17 protein-coding genes and 2 tRNA genes are annotated in these 21,170 nt (G+C 44.7%); 15 read left to right on the top strand and 4 right to left on the bottom strand.

From position 1 onward, the window contains the following. Positions 1-39 precede the first annotated feature (39 nt). From erpA to AB4133_RS05420, 3 genes are all read left to right on the top strand, one after another. Positions 40-381 carry an iron-sulfur cluster insertion protein ErpA gene (erpA, locus tag AB4133_RS05430; protein WP_004734539.1) on the top strand — a complete coding sequence of 114 codons (342 nt, stop codon included), beginning with the start codon at positions 40-42 and terminating at the stop codon, positions 379-381. A gap of 271 nt (positions 382-652) precedes the next feature. Beyond that, positions 653-1,777 (top strand): efflux RND transporter periplasmic adaptor subunit, encoded by a 1,125-nt coding sequence (locus AB4133_RS05425; RefSeq protein ID WP_017059405.1) that lies wholly within the window; start codon positions 653-655, stop codon positions 1,775-1,777. A 10-nt stretch (positions 1,778-1,787) separates the two neighbouring features. Beyond that, entirely contained in the window at positions 1,788-4,895 is a 3,108-nt protein-coding gene (locus AB4133_RS05420) for an efflux RND transporter permease subunit (RefSeq protein ID WP_372224050.1), read from the top strand. A gap of 96 nt (positions 4,896-4,991) precedes the next feature. Here AB4133_RS05420 and AB4133_RS05415 read toward each other — a convergent pair whose 3' ends face one another. Next, on the bottom strand, positions 4,992-6,281 hold the full coding sequence (locus AB4133_RS05415; RefSeq protein WP_017065893.1) for a peptidoglycan DD-metalloendopeptidase family protein: 1,290 nt from the start codon (positions 6,279-6,281) through the stop codon (positions 4,992-4,994). Positions 6,282-6,410: 129 nt separating this feature from the next. Between AB4133_RS05415 and tyrS the strand changes: the two genes are divergently transcribed. Together tyrS and AB4133_RS05405 are read left to right on the top strand one after the other, a co-directional pair. Continuing rightward, positions 6,411-7,598, top strand: coding sequence for a tyrosine--tRNA ligase (gene tyrS / locus AB4133_RS05410; protein WP_017059402.1), 1,188 nt, complete (start codon positions 6,411-6,413; stop codon positions 7,596-7,598). Between the two features lie 407 nt (positions 7,599-8,005). Beyond that, positions 8,006-8,851 (top strand): magnesium transporter, encoded by an 846-nt coding sequence (locus AB4133_RS05405; protein WP_017068902.1) that lies wholly within the window; start codon positions 8,006-8,008, stop codon positions 8,849-8,851. Positions 8,852-8,976: 125 nt separating this feature from the next. Here AB4133_RS05405 and dacB read toward each other — a convergent pair whose 3' ends face one another. Both dacB and AB4133_RS05395 read right to left on the bottom strand, forming a co-directional pair. Beyond that, complete coding sequence (dacB, locus tag AB4133_RS05400; protein WP_372224049.1) at positions 8,977-10,410, bottom strand: serine-type D-Ala-D-Ala carboxypeptidase; 1,434 nt, start codon at positions 10,408-10,410, stop codon at positions 8,977-8,979. A 111-nt stretch (positions 10,411-10,521) separates the two neighbouring features. Beyond that, positions 10,522-11,580 carry a porin gene (locus AB4133_RS05395; protein ID WP_372224048.1) on the bottom strand — a complete coding sequence of 353 codons (1,059 nt, stop codon included), beginning with the start codon at positions 11,578-11,580 and terminating at the stop codon, positions 10,522-10,524. A gap of 511 nt (positions 11,581-12,091) precedes the next feature. On the opposite strand from AB4133_RS05395, the gene greA reads away from it, so the two are divergent. After that, positions 12,092-12,565 (top strand): transcription elongation factor GreA, encoded by a 474-nt coding sequence (greA, locus tag AB4133_RS05390; protein WP_017059397.1) that lies wholly within the window; start codon positions 12,092-12,094, stop codon positions 12,563-12,565. Between the two features lie 125 nt (positions 12,566-12,690). Here greA and yhbY read toward each other — a convergent pair whose 3' ends face one another. Continuing rightward, a complete protein-coding gene (gene yhbY / locus AB4133_RS05385; protein ID WP_004738252.1) occupies positions 12,691-12,987 on the bottom strand; it encodes a ribosome assembly RNA-binding protein YhbY in 297 nt (98 codons plus the stop codon). 114 nt (positions 12,988-13,101) lie between these two features. On the opposite strand from yhbY, the gene rlmE reads away from it, so the two are divergent. The 9 genes from rlmE (at position 13,102) to nusA (ending at position 21,158) form a co-directional block, all read left to right on the top strand. Next, positions 13,102-13,731: a 23S rRNA (uridine(2552)-2'-O)-methyltransferase RlmE gene (gene rlmE, locus AB4133_RS05380; protein WP_017059396.1), complete on the top strand. Its 630-nt coding sequence runs from the start codon at positions 13,102-13,104 to the stop codon at positions 13,729-13,731. A gap of 107 nt (positions 13,732-13,838) precedes the next feature. After that, entirely contained in the window at positions 13,839-15,806 is a 1,968-nt protein-coding gene (gene ftsH, locus AB4133_RS05375; RefSeq protein WP_372132660.1) for an ATP-dependent zinc metalloprotease FtsH, read from the top strand. An 88-nt stretch (positions 15,807-15,894) separates the two neighbouring features. Beyond that, on the top strand, positions 15,895-16,725 hold the full coding sequence (folP, locus tag AB4133_RS05370) for a dihydropteroate synthase (RefSeq protein WP_372224047.1): 831 nt from the start codon (positions 15,895-15,897) through the stop codon (positions 16,723-16,725). A 21-nt stretch (positions 16,726-16,746) separates the two neighbouring features. Then, positions 16,747-18,087: a phosphoglucosamine mutase gene (gene glmM, locus AB4133_RS05365; protein ID WP_017072092.1), complete on the top strand. Its 1,341-nt coding sequence runs from the start codon at positions 16,747-16,749 to the stop codon at positions 18,085-18,087. A 294-nt stretch (positions 18,088-18,381) separates the two neighbouring features. Next, positions 18,382-18,714, top strand: coding sequence for a preprotein translocase subunit SecG (gene secG, locus AB4133_RS05360; RefSeq protein WP_017059392.1), 333 nt, complete (start codon positions 18,382-18,384; stop codon positions 18,712-18,714). A gap of 16 nt (positions 18,715-18,730) precedes the next feature. Next, positions 18,731-18,815, top strand: a tRNA-Leu gene (locus tag AB4133_RS05355). Positions 18,816-18,868: 53 nt separating this feature from the next. After that, positions 18,869-18,945 (top strand) — tRNA-Met (locus tag AB4133_RS05350). Between the two features lie 234 nt (positions 18,946-19,179). Beyond that, on the top strand, positions 19,180-19,635 hold the full coding sequence (rimP, locus tag AB4133_RS05345; RefSeq protein ID WP_004738265.1) for a ribosome maturation factor RimP: 456 nt from the start codon (positions 19,180-19,182) through the stop codon (positions 19,633-19,635). A 35-nt stretch (positions 19,636-19,670) separates the two neighbouring features. Next, positions 19,671-21,158 (top strand): transcription termination factor NusA, encoded by a 1,488-nt coding sequence (gene nusA, locus AB4133_RS05340; RefSeq protein WP_017059230.1) that lies wholly within the window; start codon positions 19,671-19,673, stop codon positions 21,156-21,158. The last annotated feature ends 12 nt before the right edge of the window (positions 21,159-21,170 follow it).

Below are 21,170 nucleotides of genomic sequence, written 5' to 3'. Positions count from 1 at the left end.
TGTATCATGTTGTTTTTGACACAGGTAAGAGAGGTTGTCGTGAGCGAAGTAAATATCCCATTGTCTTTTTCTGATGCAGCAGCTACCCGCGTACAAACGCTAATTGCTGAAGAAGAAAACCCAGAACTAAAACTGCGTGTATACATTACAGGTGGTGGTTGTAGCGGTTTCCAATACGGCTTCACATTTGATGAAAAAGTAAATGATGGCGACACTACAATTGTAAACAGCGGTGTAACGCTGGTTGTTGATCCAATGAGCCTACAATACCTAATGGGCGGCATGGTTGATTACACTGAAGGCCTAGAAGGCGCACGCTTCTTTGTGAACAACCCGAACGCTACAACAACATGTGGTTGTGGCGCATCATTCAGCGTATAGCATGAGTTGAAAATAGCTTGAGCTCAAAGCTGTATTAGATACATTTCAAACGCCGAACTTATGTTCGGCGTTTTTGTTTTTACTTAGTAACTTATTACTTTTCAAAGCATTCCTCTCATTTTTAGTACACGGCATATTTTTTAAACTGTCGATAGCGTCCAACTTCGTTGAGGATTGGTCTGTTAAGGTTACCTTTGTGCATAAGGAAGTTGCACATCACGCTATTAAGCCAACTAGCGCGCCTGAATGACATCGGACAAAAGGATTTGTTATGCCCACTCTATTTTCTAACTCACCACTTTTTCAGAAATTGAAGCAGCCGTGGCTGGTTTCTCTGACTCTAGTCGTGTTGTTGTCGATCTGGCTTGGTTTAGGCGTAGGGCAAGCAGAAGAGTCACCTGAAAAAAAGGCAACAGAAATTCCGCTGGCTAAGGTTTCCTTTCAAACCTTCACCTCATCACCGACCTTTAAAACGATTGATCTCTATGGAAGAACGGCGCCCGATAGGCATGCTCGTCTAGGTGCAGAAGTCGCGGGTAAGATTGTCAGATTGAATGTTGTTAAGGGGGGGATGGTTAAAGCAGGACAAGCCATTGCCCAGATAGATAAGGGTGATTTAGAGATTCAACTAGAGCGAGCATCTGCGTTATATCGCTTGAAGCAGAAAGAGTTCAAAGCGGCGCAGTCACTGAAGAAAAGAGGACTGCAAGGTGAAATCGCCTACACCACAGCTGAGGCTTCATTAACAGAAGCAAAAGCCATGATGCGCAATGCGGAATTGGCTTTAAAGAATACTGTGATTACTTCGCCTTTTTCGGGTGTGGTTCAAGATTTGATGGTGGAGCTCGGTGATTTCGTTAGTGTTGGCGATCCTGTTGCTGGCGTGATTGACCTCGATCCTTTGGTTATTGAGGCGGATGTCAGTGAGCGTCATATCCAACATTTGCTAGTCAATCAATCTGCTTTGGTTCGTTTGTTAGGGCGAGAAGAAGCGGAAGGCCGTTTACGCTATGTTTCTCGTATCTCTTCTGTTGCTACTAATACCTTCCCAATCGAGATAGAAATCGATAACTCTAAAGGCCTATTACCAGCAGGTGTCAGTGCCGAAGTTAAACTCAACCTAGAAACAAGAGATGCAATAAAGATAACACCGGCGATGCTAGCATTGGATGAGGCGGGTAACCTAGGGGTCAAAACCTTGGTTTCAGTCGATGACTCACCAACGGTGAAGTTTGTAGGCATTCAGCTAGTAAAGGCCGAACAAGATGGAGTGTGGCTCACGGGGCTAGGTCAACGCGTCGATATCATCACAGTAGGCCAAGGGTTTGTGCGTGATGGTGATTCGGTGATTGCTGTTGAGCAAGTCGCTGAACTCTCTAACGTAACCGCAGAGTAGGAGATAACCGATGTATTCAATTATTGATGCAGCCTTGTCTCGTGCTCGAACAATGCTCTCCCTTTTAGCGTTAATCCTTGTAGCCGGTGTCGTCACCTATATCACGATACCTAAGGAATCGAGCCCAGACATTACCATCCCAATTATCTATGTTTCGGTCGGGCACCAAGGGATCTCGCCAACGGATGCAGAACGTTTATTGGTTCGACCTATTGAGCAAGAGCTGAGGTCGATTGAAGGCGTAAAAGAGATGACAGCAACCGCAGCAGAAGGGCATGCCTCTGTTGTGTTGGAGTTTAATGTTGGCGTCGATCTCACCAAAGCAATGGCCGATGTGCGTGACGCGGTTGATCTGGCTAAACCAAAACTACCAGAAGACAGTGACGAACCGACCGTAAATGAGGTGACGCTGGCTTCTGAGCAACCTGTTTTGTCTGTTGTGCTATTCGGTACCGTTCCTGAGCGCACCATAGTGCAAATTGCCCGAGAGCTTGGAGACAAATTAGAAAGCTATCGCCAAATCCTTGAAGTCGATATTGCGGGCGATCGCGCTGACATCGTCGAGATCATTGTCGATCCGTTATTGATGGAGAGCTACAGCTTAGATCAAGCGGATATCTATAATCTGATCGCTCTGAACAATCGAGTGGTGGCCGCAGGTTTTGTTGATACTGGCTACGGACGTTTTTCTGTCAAAGTCCCTTCGGTATTTAACTCCTTAAAAGACGTGCTTGAGTTGCCTATTAAAGTGGATGGCAAGCAGGTGGTCACTTTTGGCGATGTCGCTACGGTTCGTCGAGCGTTTCGAGATCCTGAAAGTTTTGCTCGTTTAGATGGCAAATCTGCGGTGGTGTTGGATATCAAGAAGCGTGCAGGTGAGAACATCATCGAAACCGTTGAGCTAGTCAAAGCGGTAATGGCTGGTGCTCAGCAGCAAGCGGAATGGCCAAATAACCTGTTGGTCAAATACACCTGGGATGAATCTAAAGATGTGAAGATCATGCTTAATGATCTGCAAAACAATATCTTATCCGCCATTATTCTGGTGGTGATCGTTATCATCGCGATTCTTGGTGTGCGTACCGCTTTGTTAGTGGGTATTTCCATTCCAGGCTCATTCCTAACCGGGTTATTGGTTCTTTCGGTGTTTGGCTTAACCGTCAACATCGTAGTGCTGTTCTCTCTGATTATGGCGGTGGGGATGCTAGTAGACGGTGCGATTGTGGTGACCGAATTTGCAGACAGGCGAATGCAAGAGGGTGAAGGGTGCAAAGCCGCTTACCGAGATGCAGCGAAACGGATGGCGTGGCCGATAACCGCATCGACTGCCACAACCTTAGCCGCATTTGCTCCGTTACTGTTTTGGCCTGATGTGACGGGCGAATTTATGAAGTTCTTACCACTAACTCTGATCGCGACTTTAACTGCATCATTGATCATGGCGTTGTTGTTTGTGCCCGTGCTGGGCGGTTTGATTGGCAAACCTCAATACGTATCGTCTAAAAGCCAAGCTCGAATGGTCGCACTGCATAATGGTGACTTTTCACAGGCTACTGGTTTAACCAAGGCTTACTACCACACGCTTTCTTTAGCGATTAAACACCCCTTTAAGATTTTGTTCAGTGCGATACTGCTCGCGGTTGCAGTTGGTTTTACTTATTCAAAAGCGGGTCTAGGTGCAGAGTTCTTCCCAGAAGTTGATCCGCCATTCTTTAATGTCAAAGTTCGCTCGCATGGGGATCTGTCTATCCAAGAAAAGGATGACATCATGCGTGATATTGAACTGATGATGCTCAATCATGATGAGTTCGATACCGTTTACACGCGTACTGGTGGTGACGACCAGATTGGTTTGATCTCAATTACGCCTGTTGACTGGCAATATCGACGCAGCGTTAAGGCGATTATTGATGAGTTGAAGGTACAAACCGATCAATACGCTGGTGTTGAGATTGAATATAAGTTCCCTGATGCTGGGCCTCCGGTTGAAAATGACTTAGTGATTGAGCTGTCGGCAAGAACTCCAGAGCAGCTCAATCAGGCTGCAAAAATTGTGAGAGGTTGGGCTGATGGAAATAAAGCACTGACCAATATCAGCGATACTGCGAGTAAAGATGGCATCGATTGGAAGGTGGATATTCGCCGCGACGATGCTGCGCGCTTTGCAGCTGATGCGACCTTAGTGGGTAATACCGTTCAATTCGTGACTAATGGTCTCAAGATTGGTGATTATCTGCCCGATGACTCTTCAGAAGAGGTCGATATCTTGGTGCGCTACCCTAATGATAAGCGTGATATCGGGCGCTTCGACCAGCTTAGGGTGAAAACGCCAGCAGGTTTAGTACCTATTACTAATTTCGCTCAGATCGTTCCCGACCATAAGCAAGACACCATTAAACGCCTTGATGGCAAGCGTGTGGTGAACATCATGGCGGATATGGAAGAAGGGTATAACCTTGCTCTCGAACTACCAAAGATCGAACAAGCATTGAGTGAGCTAGGGCTGCCGAGTAGCGTGGAATTTCGCATCCGTGGTCAAAACGAAGAACAAGAAAACTCGTCAGCCTTTTTACAAAGTGCTTTCTTGGTTGCTTTGGCGGTAATGGCTTTGATTCTGATTACTCAGTTCAATAGCTTCTATCAAGCGTTTTTGATTCTGAGTGCTGTATTGTTTTCGACCGTTGGCGTGTTCGTTGGCTTACTGATCTTCCAACGCCCGTTTGGCATCGTGATGTCTGGTATTGGGGTGATTGCACTGGCAGGAATAGTCGTGAATAACAACATCGTGCTGATCGATACCTATAACCAGCTAATCAAAAGAGGCTTGGATAAGCGAGATGCGATTCTAAGAACCGGTGTTCAACGTTTAAGACCAGTAATGCTGACTACAGTCACCACCATTTTAGGTTTGATGCCGATGGTGTTAGAGATGAACATCGACTTGATTAATCAAAAGATAGAATTCGGTGCGCCGAGCACGCAATGGTGGTCGCAACTAGCTACGGCAATTGCGGGAGGTTTGGCCTTTGCAACGGTACTAACCTTGGTGCTGACGCCTTGTTTGCTGATGTTAGGGCGAGATAAGAAGCCCGATGTGCTCCCAAGCAACGACGGTTAAAGATAAGTCCTAGTTCGACGGAAATAAAAAGAGCGCCTTGGTGGGCGCTCTTTTCGTTGGTTTAGATGGCTATTAATCTAATTGGTCGCTAGTAACCTAATTAGTTGCTAGTAACTGGCCGTATCGCTCTAGGTTACTCAATCGAATTTCTGAGTTGGCAATAAAGGTTGCTTTTGCTTTACCAGTTAACGATTTGGATTGAGGCAATTTCACGGTACGCGCATTTTTATGTACGCCATTAACCAAGAATTCATAATGTAAGTGCGGGCCAGTCACACGGCCTGTACCGCCCAAAGTACCAATGGTTTGGCCTTGTTTTACGCGCTGACCGGTTTTCACCATACGTCGCTTCATGTGCAGGTACTTGGTGATGTAGGTGTTGCTGTGGCGGATGAACACGTAGTTACCATTGAATTGGTTGTAACCTGACTTCTGAACAATACCGTCACCGGCTGCCCAGATAGGCGTGCCAACAGGGGCTGCGTAGTCAGTACCGCGGTGAGCTCGAATCTTACCGGTTACTGGGTGTCTCCTGGTAGGGTTAAAGTTCGATGTTACGCGACGAAAATCAATTGGTGAGCGCAAGAACGCCTTCTTCATCGCACGACCATTTTCATCGAAGTAGTTGCCGCTTTTATCATCCAATACCGCGGTAAATGAATCGCCTTGGTTTTTGAATACGGCTGCCATGATCTTACCGCGACCAACTACTTCACCTTCAACCACTTTCTCTTGGTATAAGATTTTGAAGCTGTCGTTCTTACGAATATCTAACGCAAAGTCGATATCCCAACCGAAGATGCCGGCCAGTTCCATAATTTGGTTTGCGGTTAAACCTGCGCTGACGCCAGCGTTCCAGAAGTTAGAGGTGATGTTGGCTTCGGCATAATTGTATTGGTATACCACTTCTTTTTTGTCGAAACTTGAGGAGAAAGAATCGCCAGATTTAGTGATCTTGAAGCTTTCAAACGCACTAAGTTGTCGTTTTAACTGAATAAGGTCGTTGTTTTCATCAAAGCCGAACTGCAAGACATCACCAGGTCTTAGGTTAGACAGCTGCTTCTTAATATCATTATTGGTATTGAGTAGCGTGATCAGCAGACGGTATGAGAGGCCAATACGTTCAAATAAAACAGAGGTGCTTTCGCCAGAGCGAACGGTGTATTTCTCCCAATTGAGCACTGCCGTCGGTGGAGCGTCACTTGAGCTAATAAGTGCAGAGGCATTGATAGTCAGTGGGTAATGTTTTCCCACAACTAAAGCGCCCGAATCGTCACGCAAACTGTTGACGTCGGGGAGTAAGAAAATCGCGACGAAAATTATGGCACTAAAAAATGCGATAAAAGCCCGGTGCAAAATAGGAAGGCGTGCAAAAATAGACAACATGTTCCGGTTCGTTCTGTAAATATTATGAAAATCGACGACGGAATAGTGTAACTGGTTTCAAAATACATCGCTATTCAAGTAAGATGTCTAATTAATGTATTTTTGCCAAATCTGTGGGAGTGAACAAGAATGGCGAGTATTGAAGCTGCACTAGCCGAGATCAAACGTGGCGTAGAAGAACTGATTCCAGAAGACGAACTGATTGCAAAACTAAAAGAAGGTCGTCCTTTACGCATTAAGCTGGGTGCCGATCCAACAGCTCCAGATATCCACCTAGGCCATACGGTTATCTTTAACAAGCTTCGTGCTTTCCAAGAGCTTGGTCATGAAGTGACATTCCTTATCGGTGATTTCACTGCAATGGTTGGTGACCCATCAGGTAAAAACTCAACACGTCCACCGCTAAGCCGCGAAGACGTATTGAAGAATGCTGAAACTTACAAAGAGCAAGTATTCAAGATTCTAGATCCTGCGAAGACGCAAATTCGTTTCAACTCTGAATGGCTATCTGAGCTTGGCGCTGAAGGCATGATTCGTCTTGCTTCTAACCAAACTGTTGCTCGTATGCTTGAGCGTGATGACTTCAAAAAGCGTTACGCTGGTGGTCAACCGATCGCAATCCACGAATTCATGTACCCACTTCTACAAGGTCACGACTCTGTTGCACTAGAGAGCGACGTTGAGCTTGGCGGTACTGACCAGAAGTTTAACCTTCTAATGGGTCGTGAACTGCAAAAAGCAGCAGGTCAAAAACCACAAGCGGTACTAATGATGCCACTACTTGTTGGTCTAGACGGTGTTAAGAAGATGTCTAAGTCTGCGCATAACTACATCGGTATTAGCGAAGCACCAAGCGAGATGTTTGGTAAGATCATGTCTATCTCTGACGATCTAATGTGGAGCTACTACGAGCTGCTGTCTTTCCGTCCTCTTGAAGAAGTTGCGGAACTGAAAGCTGGCGTTGATGCAGGTAAGAACCCGCGTGACGTTAAAGTACTGCTAGCGAAAGAGATCATTGCTCGTTTCCACAGTGAAGCAGATGCTGAAGCCGCCGAGCAAGAGTTCGTTAACCGTTTTGCTAAGAACCAAGTTCCTGATGAAATGCCAGAATTCGAATTCGAAGCAGGCCTGCCAATTGCGAACGTTCTAAAAGAAGCAGGTCTTGTAAACTCGACTTCTGATGCGATGCGTATGATCAAGCAAGGCGCGGCTAAGCTTGAAGGCGAGAAGATTGAAGACAGCAAATTCGTACCTGAAGCAGGTACTGCAGTTTACCAAGTAGGTAAGCGTAAATTTGCTCGTATTACTATCAAGTAATATTAAATCTCAATGATTTAACGAAAAGGCATCTACGGATGCCTTTTTTATTGACCCCTATTTATTGACAGGAATTTGACGAAGTTTTTGAACGGCTATTGCTACACTATGCGCGCTGTCATATTGACAGTAATTCTGGAGATTTTTATGAACAATACCGACCATCCTCCTAGTTTGAATGGAGAAGAATAACCCGTCTCGGTATTGATCTATTGTCCTGCCGTTCGGGTAGGGTATCTTTGTTTTTCCCCCTCATTCTTTTCCACACACTAGATTCTAACAAGTAGACACACCAGTAGCTTTCAGCTCTTGGTGCGCATAAATCCATAAATCCATAAATCTATAAATCTATAAACTTATGCTATTTGTTTTGATGGTCGTTACCTTTGCCAATCGGGAGATTCGCCATGACGGTAATGAACAACACTTTTTTATCTATTGAAGCTCTGTACTCAGAGCAAGACATCCAAGCTGTATCGAATGCATTTCAACAGTACGGACGTGAACAACAAATTAATCTTTTGAACCGAATGCCACTCGAAGATGCGGTGTTAGTGCTGGGACAATGCTCTTTGAGTACGATTCAGACTTTACTTAGTGAGTTAGAAGAGCAGGGCTTTGAGAAGCGCTCTCGACATCTAGCTCACCAACTAGGGCTGATTTACTCAGAGGTGGAGCCTCAACAGGGCTACCTTTCTACTGGCGTCATGAGCCACGTAAGGCAGCGTATCGGTTGGATTATTGCGCTAGCACTATTGGGAATTGTCTCAGGGCTTATAATTGCTCAGTATGAAGACATTCTCAGTCAGTTGGTTCTTTTGGCTATCTACATGCCGGTAATTGCTGCTGCTGGTGGTAATACCGGAACACAAGCCGCGACTTTGGTTATCAGAGCCTTAGCCACAGGTGAGTTAAAAAAACGCCAATGGGCTAATGTTCTGTGGAAAGAGTTTAGAGTTGCTATTTGTCTAGCTCTAGCGATTGCTGTAGTGATGATTGGACGTATTCTGCTATTTAGCGAAAACCAATCGACAGGTGGCTATGACATCAACATGATTGCGTTAGCGATTGCGGTAGCGCTGTTTATTCAGGTGACCATATCAACCGTGCTCGGCGGCGGGTTACCGATAGTTGCTAGGCTATTTAAGCTTGATCCAGCGGTGTTAGTGAGCCCAGTGCTTGCTTCCATAGTTGATATCTCAGGAATGTGGATCTACTTCACTGTGGTTAACTCATTCCTCGGTATCGCTTAGCTCCTATAAAAATAGGCACCTATAAAAATAGCTAAATACATCTGAGAAGCAAAAATGGCGCTGAAGATTTAAGGTCTTCAGCGCCATTTTTATTGTTTGAGTAGAAGTTTACACAGAGCTAAGCATTACTTAGATTTGCTTTGTGTTTGACTGAACTCGACCACATCTTTGTAGAAAGCACGCTCAAACTGGGTGATAGGTGCTTCCACTGGTTTGTCTGGATCTTGTTCTTCAGGGAAGTAATCACGGACAAATTGTACAAACAGAGAGTTTGGTTTTCCCGCTTTATCTAATCCGTATCCCGCCATGTTGTAACTGCCGTATAGAGAACCACTCTTGGCGATAATGTTGCCTTGAATCGGTGCTTTTCTCATGCTCTGACGGTATTTGAGCGTTCCATCAGTGCCAGATGTAGGCATAGCCTCAATCAGGCTGAGCTGTTGATCGTTTTCCCAGATATAACGAAGCACTTGAGCCATGGTCTGTGACCTCATTCGGTTATTTCTGGATAGCCCTGAGCCATCGACGAGCTGCGCTTTACTGAGGTCAATATTAGCCTTGGTCAGCAGTATCTGTTTTATTGCTTCAGTGCCGTTATTGAAGCTGCCCGGTTGAACATAAAATGTTGCTCCTAGCGTTTTAGTTAGATTATCTGCGATAAGGTTATCTGACTTCTTGAGCATGATATCGAGCAGTTCAGGAAGCTTTTCTGAGTTGTGACTAGCGACTAACGTGGTTTTGTCTGCTTGCGCTTTTTTACCAATAATCACATCACCTTTTACTTCTATTTTCAGTTCTTTGAGAAGCGATGTAACGACTTGATAGGTGTAAAGTTCTGGATTTTGAATCGCGAACTTGAGTGGCAGTGGCTTCTTACGCTCTACTAAGCAACCAGAGAGCTTGTAAGCGTTGTCTGGAGTGGTAATGAGCTCTAAGTCGCATTGTGTCGCCTTCTGCCCTGATCGAGTTACCGTGGCTGCGGTGGTTGTCACGTCTATCGGATAGTGAGCGGGAATATAGACACGAGTGCTGCCGTTATCTTTTGTATAAATAGAGGCTTGTGCGCAGTTGCTGTCTAAGGTCATCGCACTCGAAGGCGCGCTGTAACAAACCCCTAGAATGTCCCAAGGCCAACCCACCGCTCGCTGATAGCCCGTAAAAGTCGAGTTATCTAGGTATAAGTTGCCCTTGATGTTTCTGGATTGAGATTTTGCGTATTGAGCCAAAAGGCTTTTAAGCTGTTCTCGTTGTAGCGTTGGGTCGCCACTAAATGAAATGATAGAGTCATTACCAGAACGAACAATGCTGGTCGTGTAGTGAAAGTCATCCCCTAACTCCAACTTAGCCGCCAAAGCTGTCACCAGCTTCAAAGTACTGGCGGGTGGATAGAAGCCATCACTATTGGAATTCAGTTTGTTTGAATCGCCTTTCAGGGATTCCAAAATTACACTGGTGCTACTGCCATCAGGCAGTTTATCTAGAGGGGGGTAAGCGAAAGCGTTAACTGAGAAAGCGCTAATGGAAAAACTACATACAAGTAGTGTGGGTAGAAGGCGCATAGAAGATTTCTTGGATGGCTGATGTTTTTAGTATACAGATATAAAAAACGCCCGCTAGATAGCGGGCGTTTTGATTCTCAATTAACTAATTAATCAATTAGATAATCAGAATTAGAAGTCGTAACGTAGACCTAGAGCGATTTCGTCTTCAGCTTGAGCAGAAGTTGCTTTGCCGTTAGAAGCTAGGTTTGTTGTACCGATCGTATCATTTTCAGAGATTAGGTTGAAATTGTACGAGATGTAAGTACGGAAGTTAGGCTTGAAGTAGTAAGTTGCATCGATTGCAACGTTATCTGCAGAAGTTTCACCGTCAGTTTCTGCATTGTTGTACGTTAGCGTGAATGCAGTTTTATCTAGTGTGTACGCAGTTGCGAATTCGTAACCTGTGTAGTCTACAGAATCGTTCTTGATTACACCTGTAGTCTGTTTTTCGCCATCAGTGAATACACCAGCGAAGTAGAAATCGCTCATGCGGTAAGATGCAGAAAGCATGTATTCGTTAGATTGATCTTGGTCTGCGTAACCAGCACCTAGCTTAACGCCAGAATCGCCGATTGCGTAGATAGCAGATAGAGAGTAGCCATCTTTACCGTTGTCGCTGAACTCATCGTTAGCGTCAACATCACGGTCAGCGAAGCGGTAGCTTGCTTTTAAGCCTAGGTCTTGGAATTGACCTTTGTAAGAAAGCATGTTGTCTGAACGGTCAGCTACTGCGATTTTGTCTGCCGCTGAGTTACCGTGGTAAGACATGATATCGGTAAAGTCAGTGATAACGCCTAGCGCACCGTCGTTTTTACCGTATGTAACTTCACCGAATGTACCGCCAATACCAGCGTATGTGTAACGGTTTGTGATGCTGTCGCTGTTGCTGTCTGTAGCACCACCGTTTTCAGCAGTTGTGAATTCGCCTTCGTAGAAACCAACGCCGTATAGGCCGTCTTGGATTTCAACTTTACCTAGGAAGTTTAGACGCACACGAGAGTTGTCTTGAGCTTTGCCATCTTTTAGAGATAGACGAGCTTCAGCACGACCACCGATTTCTAGAGAAGTGCCGTTTGAGCTGTATACAGAAGTACCGGCAATATCACCAGCTTGTTTACCGTCGGCTGCCACTGCGTTAGTAGCAAGAGCTGCAGCAGATACAGCAAGCGCGATCATAGTCTTGTTCATGTTATTATTTCCTAATTACTGTCCATAGAAGTTTTATTAAGGATTTGAACCCTTTTGTGTATTGCCTGTATTAATCAGGCTTCATAATCATGATTAGAACAGAAGTCTGAAAATGCCAGTGCAATCCATGGGTTACTTTTTACCTCTAAAGTTCCATGGTCAGTTAGTAAAATGATATAAAACTAAAAAATGAACACTGTTTTATTATATCTTTTTTGTTTAAGTGGTTGTTTTTGAGTGTATTTTATAAAAGCGTGATCTGTGTTTATTTTGTTTGTTTTTTGTTTTTTTAGGTATTTAGCTCTCCACTTATTGATGGGGAGGTTATTATTCATTTTTGTGATGTCTGTAATTTAGACCTAGATAAAGCTTTTATAACGCAAAGTGGAATAAAGGTGATTTAGCCATAAAGTTTGTTTACACTAAGCCAAATCGTTTTGTTTCTATCACCCAATAAATACGTTGGGTGTATTTATGTTGGCCAAAGAAAGCTTTGGCATAGAGGTAAAAAATGGAAAAGGTTCCAATGACAGTACGTGGCGCTCAGCAGCTACGTGACGAATTAGATCGCCTACTTAAGCTACGCCCTGTTATCTCAGCAGCTATTGGTGAAGCACGTGAACTAGGTGACCTGAAAGAGAATGCTGAATACCACGCCGCTCGTGAAGAGCAGGGTATTTGTGAAGCTCAGATCCGTGATATTGAATATAAGCTATCACTGGCTCAGATCATCGATGTAACGCAAATGGATAATACGGGCAAGATTATCTTTGGTACGACAGTGACACTGATTGATGTGGATACCGATGATGAGTTCCGCTACCAAATCGTTTCAGAAGACGAAGCAGACATCAAAACGGGTCGCATTTCTGTGAAATCGCCAATTGCTCGCGGTCTTATCGGTAAAATGGAAGGCGACGAAGTCATGATCTCTACCCCTGGTGGTGACAAAGACTTCGAAATCGACAAAGTAGAATATATCTAATTGAATTTTCTTTGTTTCTGATAAGTAAAAAGGTCGCTAAATGCGACCTTTTTCGTTTCTCACGCTACACTAAAAGATAAGCGCTGTGGCTTCCTATTAGTGAAGTTAGCTTATATCAAACTCGCTTATTTACGTGGAATCTCGATTTTACGTGCTTCTGACTGGCGGAACAGTACTAGAACTTTACCGATAGTCTGTACTTTCTCAGCTTTAGTTTCACGTACAATTGCATCGATAATCAGTTGCTTAGTCTCACGGTCTTCTGATGCAACTTTAATCTTGATCAGTTCGTGGTGGTCTAGAGCTAATTCGATTTCCGCTAGAACAGCTTCAGTAAGTCCATTTGCGCCCATTAGCACAACAGGTTTTAAACTGTGAGCTAGGCCCTTTAGATGCTGCTTTTGTTTGGTACTTAGGTTCATTACGCGGCCAATTTTCTTTACTATTAGGGTTGAAAAAACCTATTTTAACGCCATCTAAAGCTGAAGACTATAATTTATTCAGCAATTAGTACTTTCCTCCAATTTAGGTATCCAATGAGCAAACAGAAACACTCGGCCAGTTCAGGCCGTTGGTTGAAGGAACACTTCGACGACAAGTACGCAAATGAAGCAAGAAAGAAAGGCTATCGTTCACGTGCTTATTTCAAAATGGAAGAGATTCAAACGAAAGATAAATTGCTGTCTCCTGGGATGACCATTGTGGATTTGGGTGCAGCACCTGGCGGTTGGTCTCAATATGCTGCTAAGATTGTTGGAGACAACGGACAAATCATTGCGTGTGACTTGTTACCAATGGATCCGATTGCTGGTGTTAGCTTTTTACAAGGCGATTTCCGCGAAGAAGCTGTGCTAGATGCCTTGTTGGAACGTATACAACCAAACATGGTTGATGTCGTGATGTCAGATATGGCACCTAATATAGCAGGCAACAATTCTGTGGATCAGCCAAGAGCTATGTATTTAGTTGAATTAGCTTTGGATATGTGTCGACAAGTTCTAGCTACCAATGGTAGTTTTGTTGTAAAAGTATTCCAAGGCGAAGGGTTTGACCAATACGTTAAGGACGTCCGCGAGATGTTTAAAACAGTAAAAGTTAGAAAACCCGACTCTTCTCGAGCTCGATCTCGTGAAGTGTTTATCGTAGCCACTGGTTACAAAGGTTAACGATTCTCTTCCAAGAGTGAGAGTTAACAACATGGCTACAGGTTACAAACTGTAGTACCCTACCTTTAATTACAATTAGTTATCGAGAGGCTTACACCTTGAGTGACATGGCAAAAAATTTAATTCTGTGGCTTGTTATCGCGGTAGTGTTGATGTCGGTATTCCAGAGCTTCGGCCCTGGGGAAAGTAACGGCAGAGCAGTAGATTACACCACGTTTGTACAGGAAGTTGGCCAAGGCCAGATTCAAGACGCACAGTTCAATAACAGCGAAATCACTTTCACACGTCGTGGTGGTGGTTCTAAGTATGTAACTTACATGCCTGTTTATGATCAAAAGCTACTTGATGACTTAATTAATCAAAACGTAAAAGTTCAGGGTACACCACCTGAAGAGCAGAGCCTGCTTGGCACTATCTTCATCTCATGGTTCCCAATGATCTTACTGATTGGTGTATGGATTTTCTTCATGCGTCAAATGCAAGGCGGCGGCGGCGGTAAAGGCGCGATGTCTTTCGGTAAGAGTAAAGCTCGAATGATGAGCGAAGAACAAATCAAAACGATGTTTGCGGATGTTGCTGGTTGTGACGAAGCAAAAGAAGACGTGAAAGAGCTTGTGGACTACCTTCGTGACCCAAGCCGCTTCCAAAAGCTAGGTGGTAAGATCCCGACAGGTATCCTGTTGGTTGGTCCTCCTGGTACGGGTAAAACACTGCTTGCAAAAGCGATTGCCGGTGAAGCGAAAGTACCGTTCTTTACTATCTCTGGTTCTGACTTCGTTGAAATGTTTGTTGGTGTTGGTGCATCTCGTGTGCGTGACATGTTCGAACAAGCGAAGAAAGCGGCACCTTGTATCATCTTTATCGATGAAATTGATGCTGTAGGTCGTCAACGTGGCGCTGGTGTTGGTGGTGGTCACGATGAACGTGAACAAACACTGAACCAAATGTTGGTTGAGATGGATGGTTTCGAAGGTAACGAAGGTATTATCGTTATCGCTGCGACTAACCGTCCAGACGTACTAGACCCTGCATTACTTCGTCCTGGTCGTTTTGACCGTCAAGTTGTGGTTGGTCTGCCTGATGTACGTGGTCGTGAACAGATTCTTAAAGTACACATGCGTAAAGTGCCACTATCAGGTGATGTTGAACCATCGCTGATCGCTCGTGGTACTCCAGGCTTCTCTGGTGCAGATCTTGCGAACCTTGTGAACGAAGCGGCGCTATTTGCTGCTCGTGGTAACAAGCGCAATGTATCTATGGTTGAGTTTGAACTTGCGAAAGACAAAATTATGATGGGTGCAGAGCGCCGTTCAATGGTTATGTCTGAAGAAGTGAAAGAGTCAACGGCTTACCACGAAGCGGGTCACGCAATTGTTGGTCGTTTGGTACCTGAACACGATCCAGTGTACAAGGTGTCAATCATTCCACGTGGTCGTGCGCTTGGTGTAACTATGTACCTACCTGAGCAAGACCGCGTAAGCATGTCTCGCCAACATCTAGAATCAATGATCTCTAGTTTGTACGGTGGTCGTCTTGCTGAAGAACTTATCTACGGTAAAGACAAAGTTTCGACTGGTGCGTCTAACGATATCGAACGTGCAACTGATATTGCTCGCAAGATGGTTACGCAGTGGGGCTTCTCTGAAAAACTGGGTCCTCTTCTATATGCTGAAGAAGAAGGTGAAGTTTTCTTAGGTCGTGGTATGAGCCAAGCGAAACATGTTTCTGACGATACGACTAAGCTGATCGATGAAGAAATTCGTATTCTTATCGACCGTAACTACGATAGAGCTAAGAAGATTCTTGAAGATAACATGGATATCATGCATTCGATGAAAGACGCTCTAATGAAGTTCGAAACGATCGATGCAGGTCAAATTGATGACTTGATGGAGCGTAAGCAAGAGATTCGTGATCCAGCTGGTTGGGGTGATCAGGTAAAAGCTGAACCTACAAAGGAAGAAGCAAAACCTGAAGCTAAGGCAGAAGAAGCTAAAGCGGAACCAAAAGCTGAAGAGTCGAAAGTTGAAGAAGCTAAATCTGAAGCAGATGATGCTCAAAACAAAGATTCTTAATTGCTAAGCTTTAAATTAAAACCCTGAGTACGCTCAGGGTTTTTCTGTTTCTAGCCCTAGATGTTTTTACCTTTAAGACCCACCTTCCATGATATTAAAAGCACACAATAAAACGCTCGTTTTAGACCGCCCACATGTGATGGGTATCCTCAATGTTACGCCTGACTCTTTCTCTGATGGCGGAAAATTCAATTCATTAGATAGTGCTCTACTGCAAGCAGAGCGAATGATTCAAGCTGGTGTTAGCATTATTGACATTGGTGGTGAATCAACTCGCCCGGGAGCACCTGATGTACCTTTAGAAGAAGAGCTCGCTCGCGTTATTCCTGCCATTAAAGCAATTCGCGCTAAGTTTGATGTGTGGATCTCCATTGATACCAGTAAAGCTGAAGTGATGCGCCAAGCCGTTGAAGCGGGGGCTGATTTGATCAATGATGTGCGCGCACTACAAGAGCCCGGAGCTCTGGAAGCGGCCGCCGATGCTAATGTGCCAGTTTGCCTGATGCACATGAAAGGTCAGCCAAGAACCATGCAAGCTAACCCTAATTACGATGATGTCCTAATGGATGTTGAAGCGTTCTTAAAAGAAAGGGTGGAGGCTTGTGAGGCTGTTGGTATATCAAAAGATCAGCTGATTCTGGATCCTGGTTTTGGTTTTGGTAAAACCATTGAGCATAATTACCACCTATTAGCGCACCTTGAAAAGTTTCACAGGCTTGGGTTGCCAGTCTTAGCGGGGATGTCGAGAAAGTCGATGATCTTTAAGCTACTAGACAAAGCTCCAGCAGATTGCATGGTTGCTAGCGTCACTTGCGCTACCATCGCTGCAATCAAAGGCGCACAAATTATTCGCGTTCATGATGTTGAAGATACATTGGAAGCGATGAAGATAATCGAAGTGATGAATAACAATCACTAATCATAATTAAGGAAAATCAATATGTCTGATAAGAGACGTTACTTCGGCACAGATGGTGTACGTGGCAAAGTAGGCCAGTACCCGATTACACCTGATTTTGTTCTGAAGCTTGGCTGGGCTGCGGGTCGTGTTCTTGCGAAGCAAGGCACAAAGAAAGTCATCATTGGTAAAGATACTCGTATCTCTGGTTACATGCTTGAGTCAGCGCTAGAAGCTGGCCTTGCTGCTGCTGGTCTTCAGGCTACGTTTACTGGCCCAATGCCAACACCTGCTGTGGCTTACCTAACTCAAACCTTCCGCGCTGAAGCAGGGATCGTTATCTCTGCATCACACAACCCATACTACGATAACGGTATCAAGTTCTTCTCTTCTGAGGGAACAAAACTGCCGGACGATATCGAGTTGGCAATTGAAGCTGAATTGGATAAAGACATCGAATGTGTTGATTCATTTGAGCTTGGTAAAGCAGTACGTTTGAACGATGCGGCTGGCCGTTACATCGAGTTCTGTAAGAGCACATTCCCAAATCAGATGACGCTTGCAGGAATGAAAATTGTTGTCGATTGTGCACATGGTGCGACTTACCACATAGCTCCTGCCGTATTTAAAGAGCTGGGTGCTGAAGTTATTGCGATTGGTGTTGAGCCAAACGGTACTAATATCAACCACGAAGTCGGTGCGACAGATGTACGTGCTCTGCAAGCAAAAGTGGTTGAAGAAAAAGCGGCATTAGGCCTTGGCTTTGATGGTGATGGTGACCGTATCATCATGGTTGACGAGCTAGGTAACAAAGTTGATGGCGATCAAATCGCTTACATCATTGCTCGTGATGCACTGCGTCGCGGTGAGTTGAAAGGTGGCGTTGTTGGTACACTAATGACCAACCTTGGTATGGAAAATGGCCTTAAGCAGTTAGGTATTCCGTTTGTTCGTGCTGCTGTTGGTGACCGTTACGTAATGGAACAGCTTCTTGCTAAAGGCTGGAAGATCGGCGCTGAAAATTCGGGGCATGTTATCCTACTAGATAAAGTGACGACGGGTGATGCTATCGTTGCTGCTCTGCAAGTGTTGGCTTCAGTTGTTGATAGTGAAATGACGCTGAATGAGCTGTCTCAGGGCATGACGTTATACCCTCAAGTTCTAGAAAACGTTCGTTTCAGCGGAGATTCAAACCCATTGGAAGCTGAAGCGGTAAAAGCAGCGGTTGTTGAAGTAGAAGCTGAGCTTGGCGAGAAAGGTCGTGTGCTATTACGCAAGTCTGGTACCGAGCCACTACTGCGTGTCATGGTTGAAGGCGAAGATGCAGAGCTTGTTCAAGCATCAGCGCTTAAGATTGCAGATGCAGTAAAAGCAAACTGCTAATTTAACCTTTTACTTAGCTGGCGCAGCGAATAGCGCCTGTGATTAGAAGTGGTTGACTTATATCACGGTCAAAAGATATAACGGTCAAAAGAGACGTAAATGAGTTTTGTGTCGCTTTTGACCTTTTTTTGACCATTCACTTGGTAAAGGCTTATTTTTTAGCAAATTCTCCTTGTCAGCCATCGTCGCATTCGCTAGTATTGCTCGGCCTTCAGTTAGGAGGTCGCTAGCCTTGTTCTTAAAAATAGTTTTTTGAACGGCGCTGGCTCAACAATTAGGAACATAGGTGGAAAAATGTTTACAGTTCTACTTGTGATTTACCTGTTGGCAGCGCTTGGTGTAATTGGCCTAGTGTTGATTCAACAAGGTAAAGGCGCAGATATGGGAGCCTCTTTCGGTGCTGGCGCTTCAAACACTGTGTTTGGTGCTGGTGGCTCAGGAAATTTCCTTACCCGAATGACTGCAATTTTTGCAACTACATTTTTTATCCTTAGCTTAGTGCTTGGTAATATGTCTACACATAAAACTGAGTCACAATGGATTGACCCGACCCAAGGTCAGGTGATTCAACAAGCTGATGATGCAGTGAGTGAAGTTCCGGCGCAAGGCGACGAAATTCCACAATAATCTGTAAAGATTTGATGCCGAGATGGTGAAATTGGTAGACACGCTAGCATGAGGTGCTAGTGCCTTAGGGTGTGAGGGTTCGAGTCCCTCTCTCGGCACCATGTTTACAAACTTGTAAAACATCTTGTTGGGCGTATAATGCTCGCAAGTCGGACGCGGGATGGAGCAGTTTGGTAGCTCGTCGGGCTCATAACCCGAAGGTCGTCGGTTCAAATCCGGCTCCCGCAACCAATTTCAATGCTATTATATAGCTTGTATTGGTAGCAAGTTTGCACAGTGTGAACCTCACTGTGAGTTAGGTGCGATATCGAATGTGATGGCACTTAACATATAAGGGTCCAGCAACAAAAACCCCGGCTTATACGGGGTTTTTTGTTATCTAAGCATTTGTAAATGTATTTAGATAATGTTTGCTTGGAATTTAAATTGGGCTTTGAGCCCTTTTTTTGTTTCTGGAGTGGTTAAATGACTGGTTTAGAAAGACAACTTACTGAAATGCTTGACGCTCCAGTAGCAGCATCAGGTTATGAGTTAGTTGGATTAGAATTTATTCGTGCTGGTGAGCACTCAACGCTACGTATTTACATCGATTCACCAAACGGTATCAATGTAGATGATTGCGCTGAAGTTAGCCACCAAGTAAGTGCCGTAATGGACGTTGAAGATCCAATTTCAGTGGCTTATAACCTTGAAGTGTCTTCACCAGGTTTAGAGAGACCACTGTTCAAAGCAGAGCATTACCAACAATTTATTGGTCACGAGGTAAGCATCGTTTTGAAAATGGCTGTCGGCAACCGTCGTAAATGGAAAGGTGATATCCAATCTATCGAAGGCGAGACAGTGAAAGTATTGGTTGAAGGACAAGAAGAAGAATTCGTCCTGAGCAATATTGCGAAAGCTAACCTGATCCCTAAATTTTAGTTCTCCTAGAGAGAAGAGCTTAAGAGGCTAGATTAATGAACAAAGAAATTTTGGCGGTAGTAGAAGCTGTTTCAAATGAGAAAGCAGTTCCTCGTGAGCGTATTTTTGAAGCGCTTGAAATCGCGCTTGCAACGGCAACAAAAAAGAAAAGCGAACTAGAAATTGAAGTTCGTGTTGAAATTGACCGTAAAACGGGTGATTTCGAAACTTTCCGTCGTTGGGAAGCTGTTGAGGAAGTTGAATTCCCAACAAAAGAAATCTCTATTGAAGCTGCAAAGTACGATGACCCAGAGATCGAACTTGGCGGTTTCATTGAAGATGATATCGAATCAGTAACGTTTGACCGTATTACGACTCAAACGGCTAAGCAAGTTATCGTACAGAAAGTACGTGAAGCTGAACGCGCTCAAATCGTTGAGCAGTTCATCGATAACGAAGGCGAGCTAGTAACTGGCGCAGTTAAGAAAGTTAACCGTGACACTATTATTCTAGACCTAGGTAACAACGCTGAAGCGGTAATCCTTCGTGATGACCAACTTCCTCGTGAAAACTTCCGTCCAGGTGACCGTGTTCGTGGTCTTCTTTACGCAGTTAAACCAGAAGCTCGTGGTTTCCAGCTTTTCGTTACTCGTTCGAAGCCAGAAATGCTAGCTGAACTATTCCGTGTTGAAGTGCCTGAGATTGGTGAAGAGCTAATTGAACTTAAAGGTGCTGCACGTGACGCTGGTTCTCGTGCTAAAATCGCTGTGAAAACAAACGACAAACGTATTGACCCAGTTGGTGCGTGTGTTGGTATGCGTGGCGCACGTGTACAAGCTGTTTCTAACGATCTTGGTGGTGAACGTATCGATATCGTTCTTTGGGATGATAACCCGGCTCAATTCGTAATCAACGCAATGGCTCCTGCTGATGTTGCTTCAATCATCGTTGATGAAGACGCACACTCTATGGATATCGCTGTTGAAGCGGATAACCTAGCACAAGCGATTGGCCGTAGCGGTCAAAACGTACGTCTAGCGTCTCAACTTACTGGTTGGGAACTGAACGTAATGACTGTTGCTGATCTTGAGAAGAAGCACCAAGAAGAAGCAGTTGCCTCTATTGAAAACTTCATGAAGCACCTAGACATTGAAGAAGACTTTGCTCAAATGCTTGTTGAAGAAGGCTTCTCTACGCTTGAAGAAGTAGCATACGTTCCTGTGAACGAGCTTCTTGAAGTAGACGGTCTAGACGAAGGTATCGTTGAAGAACTACGTAACCGCGCAAAAGACGCACTGACTACTCTAGCGCTAGCGAAAGAAGAAACTTTCGACGGTGTTGAGCCTGCTGAAGACTTACTTGCACTTGAAGGTCTTGAGCGTGAAATGGCTTACAAGCTAGCAGCAAAAGGCGTTGCGACACTGGAAGACCTAGCTGACCAAGGCGTTGATGAACTAGAAGGCATCGAAGACCTAACTGCAGAGCGTGCAGGCGAGCTAATTATGGCTGCGCGTAACATCTGTTGGTTCGGCGACGAAGAATAATTCAGCAAGGAG

Source organism: Vibrio sp. 10N.286.52.F8, assembly GCF_041468745.1.
GTDB classification, from domain to species: domain Bacteria; phylum Pseudomonadota; class Gammaproteobacteria; order Enterobacterales; family Vibrionaceae; genus Vibrio; species Vibrio crassostreae_C.
Note: the sequence above shows the minus strand (reverse complement) of the source record. Positions and strands in the feature narration are given on the sequence as shown.